Source organism: Lysobacter sp. P5_C4 (assembly GCF_054049695.1).
The window spans coordinates 70,045-85,581 of sequence record NZ_JBFULX010000006.1 but is presented as its reverse complement, the minus strand read 5'-3'; the positions used below and the strand labels follow the sequence as shown (position 1 = coordinate 85,581).

The window sequence follows — 15,537 nt, the reverse complement described above, 5'->3', positions numbered from 1 at the left end:
CAGGAGCGCGGATGTCAGGGGGCATGGATGTCAGAGGGCATGGATGTCGCCCGTCACCATCGCCGCGACGATGTCGGAGGCTCGGCCGTGGCCGGGGATCACGATGTCGGGCGCGATTTCGACCAGCGGCACGAGCGCGAAGGCACGTTCGTGGAGATGCGGATGCGGAACGCGCAGGCCGGGTTCGTCGATCACCGACGGCCCGTAGAGCAGCAGATCCAGGTCGAGCGTGCGCGCGCCCCAACGGTCGCTGCCGTCGCTGGCGCGGTCGCGGCCCCAATCGCGCTCGATCTGCAGCATCTGGTCGAGCAAGGTGCGCGCGTCGAGCGTCGTTTCGAGCACGGCGGCCGCGTTCACGAATGCCGGCTGGTCGGTCTTGCCCCAGGCCGGCGTGCGATACAGGCGCGAGGCACGCAGCAAGCGCGTGCCCGGCACTCCGTCCAGCGCCTGCAACGCGCCCTGCACCGCGGCCAGCGCATCGCCGAGGTTGGCGCCGAGGCCGACACAGGCCTGCACGGGGCCGATCACTCGGTGGCGCCGCCGCCGTTCACTGGACGCCGGCGACGACGACGGCGGCGCGGTGCTTCGCCCTCGGCCGCTTCGATCGCCTGCGCTTCGAGTTGCGCGGCGACCATTTCGCCGGGTTGGGTTTGCACGTCCGTCCAGAAGGCGATGTCTTCGGCGTGTTCCGGCGATGCGAACTGGCGCAGTTGCAGGAAGTCGAACGCGGCGCGGAACCGCGGATGCGACAACAGGCGGAACACGCGCTTGCGTTGGCGTTGCGAGAAACGCGACTGCAGCAGCCAGATTTCCTGCATCGGCAGCGAGAAGCGACGCGGCAACGCGATCGTGTTGAGTTGGTGGACGGTGACGCGGTCGGCCGCGCGCCGCTGCGCTTCGGCGGCATGCACGCCTTGCGCCTGCAATTGCATCAGGTCGCGGCAATACGCCGGCCACAACAGCACGGCGAAGAGGAAGGCCGGCGAGACCGGCTCATCGTGCTCCACGCGCAGGTCGGTGCTGCGCAGGCCTTCGATCAACATGCGACGCAACGCGCCGCTGCGGTTGGAAGCGAGCGCCTTCGCGGTTTCGGGCAGGAAGACCGGCAACAGGCCGTGGGCTTCGAGCCGCTCGAAACTCGCGACCGCATGCCCCGACAGGAACATCTTCAGCGATTCCTCGAACAGCCGCGCCGGCGCGGATTCGCGCAACAGCGGGGCGAGTGCGGGAATCGGCGCGGCGGTCGCCGCCTCGATGGTGAAGTCGAGCTTCGCGGCCAGCCGGATCGCGCGCAGCATGCGCACCGGGTCTTCGCGATATCGCGTTTCGGGATCGCCGATCAGCCGCAGCACGCGTGCTTGCACGTCTTCGTAACCGCCGACGAAATCGCGCACCGAGAAATCCTCGATCGCGTAGTACAGGGCGTTGGCGGTGAAGTCGCGGCGGATCGCGTCTTCCTCGATCGTGCCGTAGACGTTGTCGCGCAGCAGGCGCCCGCCTTCGTGCGTCTCGCGGTCGCCGCTGCCGTCGTCGGCGTTTGAGCGAAAGGTCGCGACCTCGATGATTTCGCGGCCGTAAACCACGTGCGCCAGCCGGAAGCGCCGGCCGATCAGGCGGCAATTGCGGAACAGCGCCTTGACCTGTTCGGGCGTGGCCGAGGTGGCGACGTCGAAATCCTTGGGATGCCCCCCGACGAGCAGGTCGCGCACGGCGCCGCCGACGAGGTAGGCGCCGAAGCCGCCTTCGCGCAGGCGATAAAGCACGCGCAGGGCGTTGGGGCTGATGTCCTTGCGCGAGATCGGGTGCGCATCGCGCGCGATGGCGCGCGCATGCACGGCGATGGGGGCGGGAGGAGAAACGGTGATGGTAGACATTCAGGGCCGGTGGAAGGACGTTCCGTTGCCTGGGGCCACGGCGGTCCGTATAGTAGCAAGCCTTCGCGCAGGGCCTTGTTTGCGCACGGAAAGCCGCCCTCGCACCCCCTTCGCTCCCATCGTCTAGAGGCCTAGGACACCACCCTCTCAAGGTGGACACACGGGTTCGAATCCCGTTGGGAGTACCAAAAACAAACCCCTCGAATGCTCGGCGTTCGAGGGGTTTTTCGTTCGTGCGGGCCGGTTTTCGGGGGAACAAACCCCCTACCCCCGTCCGTGGAGGCCTCGGATCCGACCGCGCGGGGCGTGCCCGCGCGATCAGCTTCCGATCAAGTCGCCAGTGCGTAGGCCAGGCCGGCGAGCATCACCGCGACCAGCGCGGCGGCCAGCATTTCCATCGGCATGCCCCTCTCGGGCTTGGCGGCGATCGACGGGTCGTGCGAACGCTCGAGCATCGCCTGCGCGAACGCGTCCGGTGAACCGGGCTCATGACTCATGGTGTTTCCCCTTGCGTGATGGCCTGCCCCCCAGGCCAAGGCCAACATACCCCGGTTGTGCACTGCGGCGTGACTGCACGCTCGACGCCCTCATCCGCGGCGAGCCGCTACACTTCCGCTTCCGTATCGCCCGCCTGTCGCCCATGCCCTTCGTCGTCACCGAAAACTGCATCAAGTGCAAATACACCGACTGCGTGGAGGTGTGCCCCGTCGATTGCTTCCGGGAAGGCCCGAACTTCCTGGTGATCGACCCCGACGAGTGCATCGACTGCACGCTGTGCGAGCCCGAGTGCCCGGTGAACGCGATCTACCCGGAGGACGACGTGCCGGCCGGGCAGGAGCAGTTCGTGCAGATCAATGCGGAGCTGTCGAAGCAGTGGCCGGCGATCACGGTGCGCAAGGACGCACCGCCGGATGCGAAGGAGTGGGAAGGGAAAACCGACAAGTTGCCGTTGCTGGAGAAATGAAAAACGGGCGCCCAGGGCGCCCGTTTTCGATTCCGGCGATGCGCGTGCGCGATGCGCGTGCGGTCAGCCGCCGAGCGCCGTCTTCAGCGAGGCCATCAGCTTCACCGGTGCTTCGCCCTCCGCGGGCAGGCCGCGCGGGTCGACCGCACTGACGTACACACCGGCGTCGGTCTTGGTCACGCGGATCAGGAACTTCGCACCTTCGAAGTCCACGTCGTAGGTGCCCAGCAGCTGCGCGCGGCTGGCGATCGTCGCGCCCGTGATGCCGCCCAGTGCGTCGCCGACCTTCGCGAACACCGCATCGCGCTCACCGGCGACGGTGAAGCCCAGCGGCGTCGCGCCCGCGCCGGCGACCGGTGCAGCGGCCGCGGCCGACGCGGTCGGCGGCATCTTCATCGCGGCATCGATGGCCGGCTTGTCGAGGTCCGGCGGCACCTCGAGCGGACGCGCGGCGACTTCGTTCTTGTACAGCTCGCTGTCCTTCTTGAACCAGTGGCAGCCACCGAGCAGGCCGACGAGCAGCGTGGCGGCGACGGCAGAACGGACGAACGTGGGGGTGAGGCGCATTGGAAACTCCTTTCAGGCCGCGAGCGCGTCGCGGATCGCGTTTTCGAGATCGAGGATGGCCGCGGCGACGACCGGCGTACGCACGGCATGTGTCGCGGAAAGAGGCAACAAGGGAAGGCGCAGCCCGTGGCCGATGCCCATGTGCGCGAGCAGCGCCTTGACGGGAATCGGGTTGGGCTCGACGCCGAGGAAATCGTTCGCTTCGCGCAATCGCGCGTCGAGTGCTTCGGCGCGCGCACGATCGCCGGCGCGGGCCAGATCGCACAGGCGGCGGAGCGCGGCGGGCAGGACATTGGACGCGACGGAGATCACGCCATCGGCGCCGGCGAGCATCGCGCGGCAGGCGGTCGGATCATCGCCGCTGAGGATCGCGAAGGACTCGCTGCGCAGCGGAAGCAGCGCGTCCATGCGTTCGGCATCGCTGCGCGCTTCCTTCAACGCGACGATGCGCGCGTGGCCGGCGAGCGCGGCGACGGTTTCCGGCAGCATGTCGCAGCCGGTGCGCCCGGGCACGTTGTACAGGACGATCGGCAGCGCGCCGTCGTCGGCGACCGCGTTGTAATGCGCGATCAAGCCCGCTTGCGTCGGGCGCACGTAGGGCGGCGTGACCACCAGCGCGGCGTCGGCGCCCAGCGCTTTCGCACGGCGGGTGACCTCGATGGTCTTCGCGGTGTTCGACTGCCCGGTGCCCGCGAGCACGGGAATGCGCCCGGCGATGCGCTCGACCGCGGTGCGCAGCAGCGCGTCGTATTCCACGTCGAACAGTGCCGCCGCTTCGCCCGTCGAACCGGCCACGACCACGGCTTGCGTGCCGTGGGAAAGCTGGAGATCGATGAGGCGACGCCAGGCGTCGAGGTCGAGTTCGCCGCTGCCGGTGAAGGGCGTGGCGAGCGCGGTGATGCTGCCGGTCGGTCGCAAGACGGTGGGCTCTGGAGGTGAAGTGGACAAAGATGCCGGAAATCCTCCGGCATTGCGCGTGTTTTGCACGGCAACGGATGAGCGGAAGCGTCGCCGCCCGTCGCGATCTTACTTGCGGCGTGAAACCAGCGGCAAGTATGCTGGCCGCGGCCCCGGAGGATCGTCGGGGTCGTCGTTCAGACCTCGGAAGGCCGCCTTGACCGAAACCCCCACCCGTCCTGCGCCGAACGAGAACCACCTGCTCATCAACGCGTACACGACGCACCCGCAGTCGCCCCTGCTCGCGGTCACCCGCCGCATTTCCGACAGCGGCTGCAATCTCGTCGACGCGCGCCTGAGCACCGTGGGGCGCGATGTCTCGGTCACGGCGCTCGCCACCGGATCGTGGGACGCCGTCGCCAAGCTCGAAACCATGCTCGGCCGCCTCGAACGCGAGGAAGGCCTGAAGCTCGTGTTCTATCGCACCGGCCCCAAGCAGGTGCAGTCCAACCTGTTGCCCTACATCGTCGAAGTGGTGGCGGCCGACAAGCCCGGCATCCTCTTCCAGCTGGCGGATTTCTTCGACCGCCAGGGCATCACCATCGAAAGCCTGCACTGCTCGCGCTACCGTGCGATGCAGACTGGCGCCGACATGTTCTCCGCGCAGGTCACCATCGGGATCCCGTCGGACATGCACATCGCGGCACTGCGCGACGACTTCCTCGAGTTCTGCGACCACCTGAACCTCGACGCCATCATGGATCCGATGAAGTTCTGATGGCGACCGCCAAGCCGCTGCCCCGCAAGGTCCTCGATGCGCCGCTCGCGCTCGCGGGCAAGGACGGCACGCGCGAGGCCACCCTGTCCGACCATGCCGGCCGCTGGCTGGTGCTGTACTTCTATCCGAAGGACAACACGCCCGGCTGTACGACCGAGGGGCGCGACTTCGCCGCGCTGCTTCCGAAATTCCGCAAGCTCGGCGCCGACATCCTCGGCGTCTCGCGCGACTCCGCGCGCTCGCACCAGAACTTCTGCGACAAGCAGGGCTTCGGTTTCGAGCTGGTGAGCGATCCCGACGAAACGCTGTGCAACGCGTTCGAAGTGATCAAGGAAAAACAGCTCTACGGCCGCAAATACATCGGTATCGAACGCAGTACGTTCCTGGTCGACCCCGAATCCCGCGTCGCGCAAAGCTGGCGCGGCGTGAAAGTCCCCGGCCACGCGCAGACCGTGCTCGATGCATTGATCCATCACTCCGACAGCGTGCACAGGAAGCCTTGATGACCCGAAGCAAGCGGATCTACGTGCTCGATACCAACGTGCTGATGCACGACCCGACCGCGCTGTTCAAGTTCGAGGAGCACGACGTGTACCTGCCGATGCAGGTCATGGAGGAGTTGGACAACGCGAAGAAAGGCACGTCCGAGCCTTCGCGCAACGCACGCCAGGTCAGCCGCTTCCTCAACGAATTGATCCAGGCGCAGGATGTCATGGACATCGCCGCGGGCATTCCGCTGGCGAACCCGAACGGCCTGCAATTGCGCGGGAAGGAAGCCGCGGGGCGCCTGCGTTTCCAGATCGCCAACTTCGACGCGGGCAAGCGTTTCGGCGCGGTGATCCCGGACAACCACATCCTCGGTGCGATCCTCGCGCTGAAGGACGAGGAACCCGATACGCCGGTGGTGTTCATCTCCAAGGACATCAACCTGCGGATCAAGGCGGCGATCGCGGGCATCGTGTCGGAGGACTACGAGAACGACCGCGCGCTCGACGATTTCAGCCTCCTCTACACTGGCGCCACCGAACTGCCGGAGGATTTCTGGTCGATCCACGGCAAGGAACTCAAGTCGTGGACGGAGAAGGGCCGCACGTTCTACGAGATCGCGCGCCGCGACGACGATGATTGGTATCCCAACCAGTTCCTCTTCCTGCCCGGTGAAGAAGAAGCGGAGATGAAGGTCGCACGGGTGAACGACGCGAAGGTCGTGCTGCAGATCGTCGACGACTACCGCCACGCCCAGCACGCCGTGTGGGGCATCGCAGCGCGCAACCGCGAGCAGATTTTCGCGCTCAACGCGCTGATGGACCCGGACATCGACTTCGTGTCCCTGCTCGGCACCGCCGGCACCGGCAAGACGCTGCTCGCACTTGCCGCGGGCCTTGCGCAAACCATGGACCAGCAGCGCTATCGCGAAATCATCATGACGCGCGCGACGGTGAGCGTCGGCGAGGACATCGGCTTCCTGCCGGGCACCGAGGAAGAAAAGATGACGCCGTGGATGGGCGCGCTCACCGACAACCTGGAGGTGCTCACGCACAACCAGGAAGGCGGCAGTTGGGGGCGCGCGGCGACCAACGACCTGCTCGCCTCGCGCATCAAGATCCGTTCGATGAACTTCATGCGCGGCCGCACGTTCCTCTCGCGTTACCTCATCCTCGATGAAGCGCAGAACCTCACGCCGAAGCAGATGAAAACGCTGATCACGCGTGCGGGCCCGGGCACGAAGATCGTGTGCCTGGGCAACGTCGAACAGATCGACACGCCCTACCTCACCGAAACGACCTCGGGCCTGACCTACGCCGTGGACCGCTTCAAGGGCTGGACGCACAGCGCGCACGTGACCCTGCGCCGCGGCGAGCGTTCGCGCCTGGCCGACTACGCGTCCGAAGTGTTGTGACCACGCCGGCCGCGCTCACCATCGCCGGATCCGATTCCGGCGGTGGCGCCGGCATCCAGGCCGACCTGAAGACCTTCGCGGCGCACCGCGTGCACGGGCTGTCGGCGCTCGCCGCCCTGACGGCGCAACACACGCGCGGCGTCACCGCGGTGCATGTGCCCCAGGTCGCGTTCCTGCGGGCGCAGGTCGATGCGTGTTTCGCCGACTTCGACGTGCGCGTGGTGAAGCTGGGGATGTTGGCGACGGCGGAGGTGATCGAGGTGGTCGCGTCCTTGCTCGACGCGCATCCGGGCGTCCCCGTCGTGCTCGATCCGGTGATGGTGGCCACCAGCGGCGCGAAGTTGCTGGCCGACGATGCGCTCGATGCGATGCGCACGCGGCTGCTGCCGCGTGCGAGGATCGCCACGCCGAACCTGCCCGAAGCGGAACTGTTGCTGGGCGTTCGCATCGATTCCATCGAAGCGATGCGCGAGGCCGCCGGCGCGCTGCGCGCGAGCGGCGCGGATGCGGTCTTGCTCAAGGGCGGTCATCTGCAGGGCGGAGACGAAGTCGTCGACATCCTGGTCGATGCCTCGGGCACGCACGCGATCACTCACCGTCGCCTCGCACTCGAAGCACATGGCACCGGTTGCACGCTCGCTTCGGCGATCGCCGCGCGCATGGCGCTGGGCGACGACGTGCGCGATGCCTGCATCGCCGCCTCCGACTATGTCCATCGCGCGTTGTCGGGCGGCTATCGCCCGGGGCGCAGCGACATCGTCGTGCTCGATCACTTCGGTGCCGCGCAATGACAGTGCGGACGCTGGACGTGCCCGTCGTCGCCGACGACGGGCATCGCTTCGCATTGTCCGCGCGCATACCGGCCCAACCGCGCGCCAGCCTGTTGTGGCTCGGCGGCATGGGCATCGCCGCGCGGCACTACATGCCCTTCGCAGAGGCACTCGCGTCGAACGGCATCGCCGTGTTCGCACTGGATTGGCGCGGGCTCGGCAGCAGCAGCGCGCGCGCCTCGCGCAAGGTCGACTGGGGCTATCGCGCATTGCTGGCGACCGACTTGCCCGCAAGCGAAGCCGCGGTGGAACTGGCGCTGCCCGGCGTGTCGCGCATCCTCGGCGGCCACAGCCTCGGCGGGCAGTTGGCGTGCGTGCGCGCCGGCCTAGCGCCGGGAAGTGCGCGGGCACTGTGGCTGGTCGCGAGCGGCACGCCGGACTGGCGCGCATTCCCGCCGCTCACCGGCCTGTGGTTGCCGGCGGCCTATCACCTGCTGAACGGCATCGCCCGCGTGGCGGGGAGTCTGCCGGGTCGTCGGCTGGGGTTCGGCGGGCAGGAGGCTCGCGGCGTGATCGCCGATTGGTCGCGCAGCGGGCTCACCGGCCGCTACGCGGCTTCGGATCTGCCGGAGGACCTGGAAGTCGCATTGGGCCGCATCGATGTGCCGATCCGCGCGGTGCGCATGGCACACGACTGGCTTGCGCCGGCGGCGTCGTTGCGGGCGCTGCTCGCGAAAATGCCGGCAGCGCAACGGGACATCACCGAACTCCAGGTCGCGGCGCCCGGCGTGCGCGCCGATCACTACCAGTGGATGAAGCACCCCGGCGCTACCGTGCAGGCGTTGCTGCGCTGACCGCATCCGCCGGGCGCCCCGGCACGTATCTGCCGGGTTGGGCGTAGGATCGACCCGCGCCCCCGCGTGGACCCGTGCATGGAAGACACCCTCGCCCTTCACGACACTGCTGCCGATGCGCCGATGGACCGGCGCGGCCTGGAACGGCTGCTCGCCGCCGTCGCCATCGGCGATGCGCAGGCGTTCGAACGCCTATACCACGCCACCTCCGCGAAGATGTTCGGCGTGTGCCTGCGCTTGTTGTCCGATCGCGACGAAGCCGAGGACGCCGTGCAGGAAGCCTACGCCGCAATCTGGCGCAAGGCCGCGCAATACGATGCGTCGATCGCGAGCCCGATTTCGTGGCTGGCGATGATCGCGCACAACAAGGCGGTCGACCGGTTGCGCAGCGACGGCACGTCGCGCAACACGGTGCCCATCGAATTCGCCGTCGACGTAAGCGACAGCGCCCCCACGGCACCGGCGCTGGCCGAACACGCGGGCGAAACGCGCCAGCTGGATCGCTGCCTCAACCAACTGGAGGCGCGGCGCCGCACGCTCATTCGCACGGCCTTCTTCGAAGGCGCGACGTACGAGGAACTCGCGCGTCGCACCGACACTCCCATCGGCACGGTGAAGAGTTGGATCCGCCGCGGCCTGATCCAACTGCGGACGTGCCTGGAATCATGAGCGCCATCGACGACATCTATGGCCCCGGCGGCGACGACGTGATCGCGGCCGAATACGTGCTCGGCACGATGGACACCGCGTCGCGCGAAGCCTTCGCCGCACGCATCGCCAGTGAGCCCGACCTCGCGCGCGCGATCGATGCATGGCGCATGCGGCTGGCACCGCTGGCCGACGAAATCGCGCCGGTCGTGCCGCCGATGTACCTGTGGCAGCCGGTGCGCGTGCGCGCGGGGCTCGACGCGGCGCCAACGCGCGTGGATGAAGGCGTGCGCTGGTGGGATCGCGTCGCGTTCTGGCGCGGCGCGAGCATGGCCGGCCTGGCGGCGACCGCCGCGTGCGTGATCGCCCTGGTCGCCCTGCCCCGCACGCCCGCGACCCCCGTGCCTGCACCGGTGCATTCGGCGCTGCCGCATCCGGTGCGCCTGATGACCACGATGAGCGACGGAAAGGGCCGCACCACGTACATGGCCGCCGTCGACGACGATGCCTGCACGCTGGTACTGATGCCGCTGGTCAAGAACCCCACGCCCGGCGAAGTGCCGCAGGTGTGGCTGGTGTCCAGCGACGGCGGCGCGCAGTCGCTGGGAGTGGGCAACGGCGCCCCGTTGCAATCGATGACGGTGCCCGATGCCCTGCGCGCGCGCCTGCTACGCGACGACCAGACCCTCGCTGTCTCGATGGAGCCGCCGGGCGGCTCGCGGACGGGGCAGCCTTCGGGCTTCATGATCGGCCGCGGCCAGTTAACCCACCTTTAGTGGGCCTGCCGGCGCTTCCTCTGCGATAATCCGGCGGCCTTTTGGCCCTGTAGCTCAGTTGGATAGAGCGTCCCCCTCCTAAGGGGAAGGTCGCACGTTCGAATCGTGTCAGGGCCGAATCCCCCCATGGAGTCTGTCGTGTCCCTTCATCCTGTCCTCAAAGCGCTCGGCCTCAACCAGACCGAATCCGGCACCTATCTCGGCAACGGCGAATGGTCGAAGACCACGGATGCGGGCGTCATCGAACCCGTCAACCCCACCGACGGCAGCGTGCTCGCCAAGGTGCATGCCTCGTCGCAGGCCGATTACGAAACGATCGTCGAACGCGCGCAGCAGGCCTTCAAGGTGTGGCGCACCACGCCCGCGCCGCGCCGCGGCGAAGCGATCCGCCTGTGCGCCGAAGCGCTGCGCGTGAACAAGGACGCGCTCGGTTCGCTGGTCGCGCTGGAGATGGGCAAGTCCAAGCCCGAGGGCGATGGCGAAGTGCAGGAGATGATCGACATCGGCGAGTTCGCCGTCGGCCTCTCGCGCCAGCTCTACGGCCTGACGATGCATTCCGAACGCCCGGGCCACCGCATGTACGAGCAGTGGCATCCGATCGGCATCGTCGGGATCATCAGCGCCTTCAACTTCCCGGTCGCGGTCTGGGCCTGGAACAGCTTCGTCGCGGCGGTCTGCGGCGACGTCGCGATCTGGAAGCCTTCGCCGAAGACGCCACTGTCGGCGATCGCGGCGATGAAGATCTGCAATGAAGCGCTCAGGAAGGGCGGCTTCCCCGACATCTTCTTCCTGTTCAACGACGCGGGCAGCGACCTGGCCTCGGCCTTCGTCGACGACAAGCGCATCCCGCTGATCTCCTTCACCGGTTCGACGAAGGTCGGTCGCATGGTCGGCGAGCGCGTCGCGCAGCGCATGGGCCGATCCTTGCTGGAACTGGGCGGCAACAACGCGATCATCGTCGACAAGTCGGCGGAGATGAAGCTCGCGATTCCCGCCATCGTGTTCGGCGCGGTGGGCACCGCGGGCCAGCGTTGCACGACCACGCGACGCCTGATCGTGCACGAATCGGTGTACGACGATGTCCTGTCCAAGCTCATCACCGCGTACAAGCAGGTGGAGAAGAAGATCGGCGACCCGACCGATCCGGCCAACCTGATGGGGCCGTTGAACAGCCGCGATGCGGTCGAGGCGTACCTGGACTCGATCGCCAAGGCGAAGGCCGCAGGCGGCAAGGTCGAGACGGGCGGCGCGGCAATCGAAGGCAAGGGGAACTTCGTGCTTCCGACGATCATCACCGGCCTGACCAACGACACGCCGATCGTGCAACACGAGACCTTCGCGCCCATCCTGTATGTCATGAAGTTCGCAACCCTCGACGAGGCGCTTGCGATGCAGAACGCCGTACCGCAGGGCCTGTCCTCGGCGATCTTCACCCAGGACCTCAAGGCGGCCGAAGCCTTCCTCGCGGCATCCGGCTCCGATTGCGGCATCGCCAACGTCAACATCGGTACCTCGGGTGCAGAGATCGGCGGCGCGTTCGGCGGCGAGAAGGAAACCGGCGGCGGCCGCGAATCGGGTTCGGATGCGTGGCGCGCCTACATGCGCCGCCAGACCAACACGATCAACTACTCCGATGCGCTGCCGCTGGCGCAAGGCATCAAGTTCGACCTGTGACGAGGGGTGACTGACAAGGATGTACGGACTCGCCCGCCCCTTTCTCTTCGGCCTGGGCGCCGAGCGCGCGCACGACCTGACGCTCGCGGCGCTCGAGGCGGCGTACCGCAGCGGTGTGAATCCGCTGGTGTCGCGCGCCCCCAGGCCGCTGCCGACTAAGGTGTTCGGGGTGCAGTTCCCCAATCCCGTCGGCCTGGCGGCGGGCCTGGACAAGAACGGCGAACACATCGACGCGCTGCTCGCGCTCGGTTTCGGTTTCGTCGAAATCGGCACGACGACGCCGCGCGCGCAGGAAGGCAATCCGAAGCCACGCATGTTCCGCCTGCCGGAGCAACGCGCGGTGATCAACCGCCTGGGCTTCAACAACACGGGCGTCGACGCGCTGGTGAAGAATGTCGAACGCGCGCGGCGGCGCGGCGTGCTCGGCATCAACATCGGCAAGAACAAGGACACGCCGAACGAGACGGCGGAAACCGACTATCTGTATTGCCTGGAGCGCGTGTATCCGATGGCGGATTACGTCACGGTCAACATTTCCTCGCCCAACACGGCGGGCTTGCGCGAGTTGCAGGAAGAACAACAACTGCGCCGACTCATCGGCACGCTGCGCGAGGCACAGGAACGCCTGGCCGCGCAGCACGGCCGGCGCGCGCCGATGCTCGTCAAGATCGCACCGGACCTTTCGGACGAGGACATCGATGCCGCAGGCCGCGTGCTCTCCGATCTCGAAGTCGATGGCGTCATCGCGACCAACACCACCGTCGGCCGTTTCGGCCTGGAGGGGGTGCGGCATTCGAACGAAGCGGGCGGCCTGTCCGGTGAACCGCTGATGGGCAAGTCGACGCTCGTGCTGCGCCGCCTGCGCACGCGTTTGCCGGAACACATCCCGATGATCGGCGTGGGCGGCATCCTCTCGGGCGCGGACGCTGCGACCAAGCAGGCCGCGGGCGCGTCGCTGGTGCAGATGTACACCGGGCTGGTCTATCGCGGGCCGGCGTTGATCGGCGAATGCGTCGACGCCCTGCGCCGCCGCAAGGAAGCACCGAGCCGCGGGAACCTGCCACCGAATGGGTGAGTCCGTGTCGTCGCAGTACCGCATCGTGGAGAACGCGAAGCTCGATGCGCGCAATACCTTCGGCGTCGCCGCGCGCGCGCCGATGCTGGTCGAGGTGGCGAATGCCGACGCCCTGCCGGAGCTGTTCGACTACGCGATGCTCCGCGACGGGCCCGTGCTCGTGCTGGGCGGCGGCAGCAACCTGCTTTTCGCCGGCGATCCGCAGGGCGTGGTGCTCGCGTTGACCGCGCAGTTCATCGCACGAATCGAAGACGATGGCGACATTGCGATCGTGCGCGCCGACGCCGGCGTGGAGTGGCACGCCCTCGTGTTGTGGACGCTGGGCCATGGGCTTGCGGGGCTGGAAAACCTGGCGCTGATTCCCGGCACCGTCGGCGCGGCGCCGATCCAGAACATCGGCGCCTACGGCGTGGAAGTGCGCGAGGCGATCCACGCGGTGCATGCGTTCGATCGCACGACGCGCACCATGACCACGCTCACGGCCACCGATTGCGCGTTCGCCTATCGTGACAGCGTGTTCAAGCACCAGCCCGATCGTTACATCGTCACGTCCGTGGACTTCCGCCTTTCGCGCGCCACGCGCGTGCGGATCGATTACGCCGGCGTGGCCGACGAGCTTTCCGCGATGGGCATTCCAACGCCGCGCGCCTCGCAGGTCGCCGAGGCGATCTGCCGCATTCGGCGCCGCAAGCTTCCGGATCCGGCAGTGATCGGAAACGCGGGCAGCTTTTTCAAGAATCCGATCGTGCCGCTCGCGCAAGCCGAAGCGCTCGTCGCCACGCATGCGCACGCGCCGGTGTTCCGTGGCGCCGACGAGGGATCGCGCAAACTCTCGGCCGCGTGGTTGATCGACCAGTGCGGGTGGAAGGGTTTCCGCGAAGGCGATGCCGGCGTTGCGCCCTCGCATGCGCTGGTGCTGGTGAACCATGGCCGCGCGACGGGCGCGCAGTTGCTCGCGCTGGCGCGCCGCATCGCGGCCTCGGTGGAGGAACGTTTCGGCGTGGCGATCGAACCCGAGCCCCGCATCGTCGGCGCACGCTGGTGATCGCGCAGGCCGACCACGGCGCGCGGTACTGGCGCGCGGCGTCGCTGATGCTCGGCAGCGCCCTGCTCTTCGGGTTGATGGCGGTGGCGATCCGCCTGGCGTCGAAATCACTGCACACCTTCGAGATCGCCTTCTTCCGCAACTTCTTCGGCCTGCTCGCGGCCACGCCGCTGCTCGCGCGCCACGGCACGCAGATCCTGCGCACCACGCAATTCCCCCGCTACATCCTCCGCTGCGTGATCGGCGTGCTCGGGATGTTCTGCGGCTTCTGGGCCATCGGCCATTTGCCGCTCGCGCAGGCGATCTCCTTGTCGTATTCCACGCCCCTGTTCGTCACCATCGCCGCGGTGTGGATGCTCGGCGAACAAGTGCGTGCCCGACGCTGGGCCGCCGTGCTGGTCGGCTTCATCGGCGTGCTCATCATCGTGCGCCCCGGCAGTTCGAGCTTCACCCTGGGCACGCTCGTCGCACTGAGCGCGGCCGTGCTGAGCGCATTGGTGGCGATCCAGATCAAGCAACTCTCGCGCACCGAACCGGCCGACCGGATCGTGCTGTACACGACGGGCCTCTGGGTCCCGATGTCGCTGTTGCCGGCGTTGTTCGTGTGGGAATGGCCGCAGGGCATCACGTGGCTGTGGGTGGCCGCCGCGGGTGTCCTGGGCACGTCGGCGCACCTGCTGTGGACACGCGGCCTGAAACTCGGCGACGTCTCCGCACTGACCCCCATCAGCTTCATGCAATTGCCGGTGGTCGCAGTCGCCGGTTGGCTGCTGTTCGACGAAGCCCTCGACCGCTACACCGTCCTGGGCGCAACCATCATCTTCGCCGCGAACGCCTACATCGCACACCGCGAAGCAACGCTGCTGCGCAAACACGCAACGACAGCGCCCACAGAAGCAGCGCAACCAAACGAATAGCGGCAGGCGAGCGAAGCGAAGCCGCCGACGAATCCAACTGGTGGAACAGCCCCCTTTTAGTAAAAGGGGGCGCGCGACAGCGCGGGGAATTTGGCATGCCGCCGCGCCCTTGGGCGCGCCAAAACAAAAAGGCCGATGCGTTTAAGCATCGGCCTTTTTGTTTTGCGTGGCGCGCCCGGAGAGATTCGAACTCCCGACCACCAAGTTCGTAGCCTGGTGCTCTATCCAGCTGAGCTACGGGCGCAGGAGCGGAATTATGAAGAACGTGTCGATGTTTCGTCAACGAATTTTTTGATTCGCCGCTGCAACACTCGACGCGTGTTGCAACTGGCGGAGACGGAGGGATTCGAACCCTCGATGGAGCTTTTGACCCCATACTCCCTTAGCAGGGGAGCCCCTTCGGCCTCTCGGGCACGTCTCCGGAGAGCGGCGAAGTCTACAGATTCAGCCTGCGTCCGGCAAACCCGCCTTGCCCGGATCGCCCGGTTCTTCGCCGCGCTGGATGCGCTGGTAAATCTCTTCGCGATGCACGGCGACGTCCTTCGGCGCAGTGATCCCGATGCGGACCTGGTTGCCCTTGACGCCCAGCACCGTGACGGTGACGGAGTCGCCGATCATGAGTGTTTCGCCGACGCGTCGGGTGAGGATCAACATGTTGAGTCTCCTTCGCCAGCGGCCATCCCGCTGGTCCAGTCCGCCACACAAACCGCGCGGCGGGGCACATCCATTGGTGCTCGAAGCTGAACGATCATAGTCGCGGGCCACGTGGGCCCACAACCGCAACTCGTCATGCACCCC

18 protein-coding genes and 4 tRNA genes are annotated in these 15,537 nt (G+C 67.4%); 14 read left to right on the top strand and 8 right to left on the bottom strand.

Going from position 1 to position 15,537, the window contains the following annotated elements; all coding sequences use genetic code 11:
- Positions 1-30: 30 nt before the first annotated feature.
- Positions 31-528 (bottom strand): 2-amino-4-hydroxy-6-hydroxymethyldihydropteridine diphosphokinase, encoded by a 498-nt coding sequence (gene folK / locus ACXJJ8_RS14200; protein WP_499031283.1) that lies wholly within the window; start codon positions 526-528, stop codon positions 31-33.
- Complete coding sequence (gene pcnB, locus ACXJJ8_RS14195) at positions 525-1,874, bottom strand: polynucleotide adenylyltransferase PcnB (RefSeq protein ID WP_499031280.1); 1,350 nt, start codon at positions 1,872-1,874, stop codon at positions 525-527. The genes folK and pcnB overlap by 4 nt, the downstream gene beginning before the upstream one ends.
- Positions 1,875-1,986: 112 nt before the next feature.
- On the opposite strand from pcnB, the gene ACXJJ8_RS14190 reads away from it, so the two are divergent.
- A tRNA-Glu gene (locus tag ACXJJ8_RS14190) sits at positions 1,987-2,062 on the top strand.
- A 141-nt stretch (positions 2,063-2,203) separates the two neighbouring features.
- Here the strand turns inward: ACXJJ8_RS14190 and ACXJJ8_RS14185 are convergent.
- Positions 2,204-2,371, bottom strand: coding sequence for a hypothetical protein (locus ACXJJ8_RS14185; RefSeq protein ID WP_499031277.1), 168 nt, complete (start codon positions 2,369-2,371; stop codon positions 2,204-2,206).
- A gap of 143 nt (positions 2,372-2,514) precedes the next feature.
- Here ACXJJ8_RS14185 and fdxA point away from each other — a divergent pair, with 143 nt between their 5' ends.
- A complete protein-coding gene (gene fdxA / locus ACXJJ8_RS14180; RefSeq protein WP_499031274.1) occupies positions 2,515-2,838 on the top strand; it encodes a ferredoxin FdxA in 324 nt (107 codons plus the stop codon).
- A gap of 63 nt (positions 2,839-2,901) precedes the next feature.
- Here fdxA and ACXJJ8_RS14175 read toward each other — a convergent pair whose 3' ends face one another.
- Complete coding sequence (locus tag ACXJJ8_RS14175; protein WP_499031271.1) at positions 2,902-3,405, bottom strand: hypothetical protein; 504 nt, start codon at positions 3,403-3,405, stop codon at positions 2,902-2,904.
- A gap of 12 nt (positions 3,406-3,417) precedes the next feature.
- The gene (gene dapA / locus ACXJJ8_RS14170) at positions 3,418-4,323 is read right to left on the bottom strand and encodes a 4-hydroxy-tetrahydrodipicolinate synthase (protein ID WP_499031269.1); all 906 of its coding nucleotides are present in this window, start codon (positions 4,321-4,323) and stop codon (positions 3,418-3,420) included.
- A 196-nt stretch (positions 4,324-4,519) separates the two neighbouring features.
- Between dapA and ACXJJ8_RS14165 the strand changes: the two genes are divergently transcribed.
- From ACXJJ8_RS14165 to ACXJJ8_RS14110, 12 genes are all read left to right on the top strand, one after another.
- Positions 4,520-5,080, top strand: coding sequence for a glycine cleavage system transcriptional repressor (locus tag ACXJJ8_RS14165; RefSeq protein ID WP_156642655.1), 561 nt, complete (start codon positions 4,520-4,522; stop codon positions 5,078-5,080).
- Entirely contained in the window at positions 5,080-5,583 is a 504-nt protein-coding gene (locus ACXJJ8_RS14160) for a peroxiredoxin (RefSeq protein WP_499031267.1), read from the top strand. The genes ACXJJ8_RS14165 and ACXJJ8_RS14160 overlap by 1 nt, the downstream gene beginning before the upstream one ends.
- Entirely contained in the window at positions 5,583-6,980 is a 1,398-nt protein-coding gene (locus ACXJJ8_RS14155) for a PhoH family protein (protein ID WP_499031264.1), read from the top strand. The genes ACXJJ8_RS14160 and ACXJJ8_RS14155 overlap by 1 nt, the downstream gene beginning before the upstream one ends.
- On the top strand, positions 6,977-7,771 hold the full coding sequence (gene thiD, locus ACXJJ8_RS14150) for a bifunctional hydroxymethylpyrimidine kinase/phosphomethylpyrimidine kinase (protein WP_499031262.1): 795 nt from the start codon (positions 6,977-6,979) through the stop codon (positions 7,769-7,771). Before ACXJJ8_RS14155 ends, thiD begins: the two co-directional genes overlap by 4 nt.
- Positions 7,768-8,604, top strand: a complete 837-nt coding sequence (locus ACXJJ8_RS14145; RefSeq protein WP_499031260.1) for an alpha/beta hydrolase family protein — start codon at positions 7,768-7,770, stop codon at positions 8,602-8,604. Before thiD ends, ACXJJ8_RS14145 begins: the two co-directional genes overlap by 4 nt.
- Before the next feature lie 123 nt (positions 8,605-8,727).
- On the top strand, positions 8,728-9,273 hold the full coding sequence (locus ACXJJ8_RS14140) for a sigma-70 family RNA polymerase sigma factor (protein ID WP_499031498.1): 546 nt from the start codon (positions 8,728-8,730) through the stop codon (positions 9,271-9,273).
- Entirely contained in the window at positions 9,270-10,028 is a 759-nt protein-coding gene (locus ACXJJ8_RS14135) for an anti-sigma factor (RefSeq protein WP_499031257.1), read from the top strand. The genes ACXJJ8_RS14140 and ACXJJ8_RS14135 overlap by 4 nt, the downstream gene beginning before the upstream one ends.
- Before the next feature lie 43 nt (positions 10,029-10,071).
- Positions 10,072-10,145 (top strand) — tRNA-Arg (locus ACXJJ8_RS14130).
- Between the two features lie 21 nt (positions 10,146-10,166).
- Positions 10,167-11,702 carry an L-piperidine-6-carboxylate dehydrogenase gene (amaB, locus tag ACXJJ8_RS14125; RefSeq protein WP_499031255.1) on the top strand — a complete coding sequence of 512 codons (1,536 nt, stop codon included), beginning with the start codon at positions 10,167-10,169 and terminating at the stop codon, positions 11,700-11,702.
- 19 nt (positions 11,703-11,721) lie between these two features.
- Positions 11,722-12,777 carry a quinone-dependent dihydroorotate dehydrogenase gene (locus ACXJJ8_RS14120; protein WP_499031252.1) on the top strand — a complete coding sequence of 352 codons (1,056 nt, stop codon included), beginning with the start codon at positions 11,722-11,724 and terminating at the stop codon, positions 12,775-12,777.
- Complete coding sequence (murB, locus tag ACXJJ8_RS14115; RefSeq protein ID WP_499031249.1) at positions 12,770-13,822, top strand: UDP-N-acetylmuramate dehydrogenase; 1,053 nt, start codon at positions 12,770-12,772, stop codon at positions 13,820-13,822. The genes ACXJJ8_RS14120 and murB overlap by 8 nt, the downstream gene beginning before the upstream one ends.
- A gap of 47 nt (positions 13,823-13,869) precedes the next feature.
- Positions 13,870-14,739, top strand: a complete 870-nt coding sequence (locus ACXJJ8_RS14110) for a DMT family transporter (RefSeq protein WP_499031495.1) — start codon at positions 13,870-13,872, stop codon at positions 14,737-14,739.
- Positions 14,740-14,906: 167 nt separating this feature from the next.
- Here ACXJJ8_RS14110 and ACXJJ8_RS14105 read toward each other — a convergent pair.
- The 3 genes from ACXJJ8_RS14105 to csrA form a co-directional block, all read right to left on the bottom strand.
- Positions 14,907-14,983 (bottom strand) — tRNA-Arg (locus ACXJJ8_RS14105).
- Between the two features lie 84 nt (positions 14,984-15,067).
- Positions 15,068-15,160, bottom strand: a tRNA-Ser gene (locus ACXJJ8_RS14100).
- 23 nt (positions 15,161-15,183) lie between these two features.
- The gene (csrA, locus tag ACXJJ8_RS14095; RefSeq protein ID WP_499031245.1) at positions 15,184-15,393 is read right to left on the bottom strand and encodes a carbon storage regulator CsrA; all 210 of its coding nucleotides are present in this window, start codon (positions 15,391-15,393) and stop codon (positions 15,184-15,186) included.
- Positions 15,394-15,537: the final 144 nt, after the last annotated feature.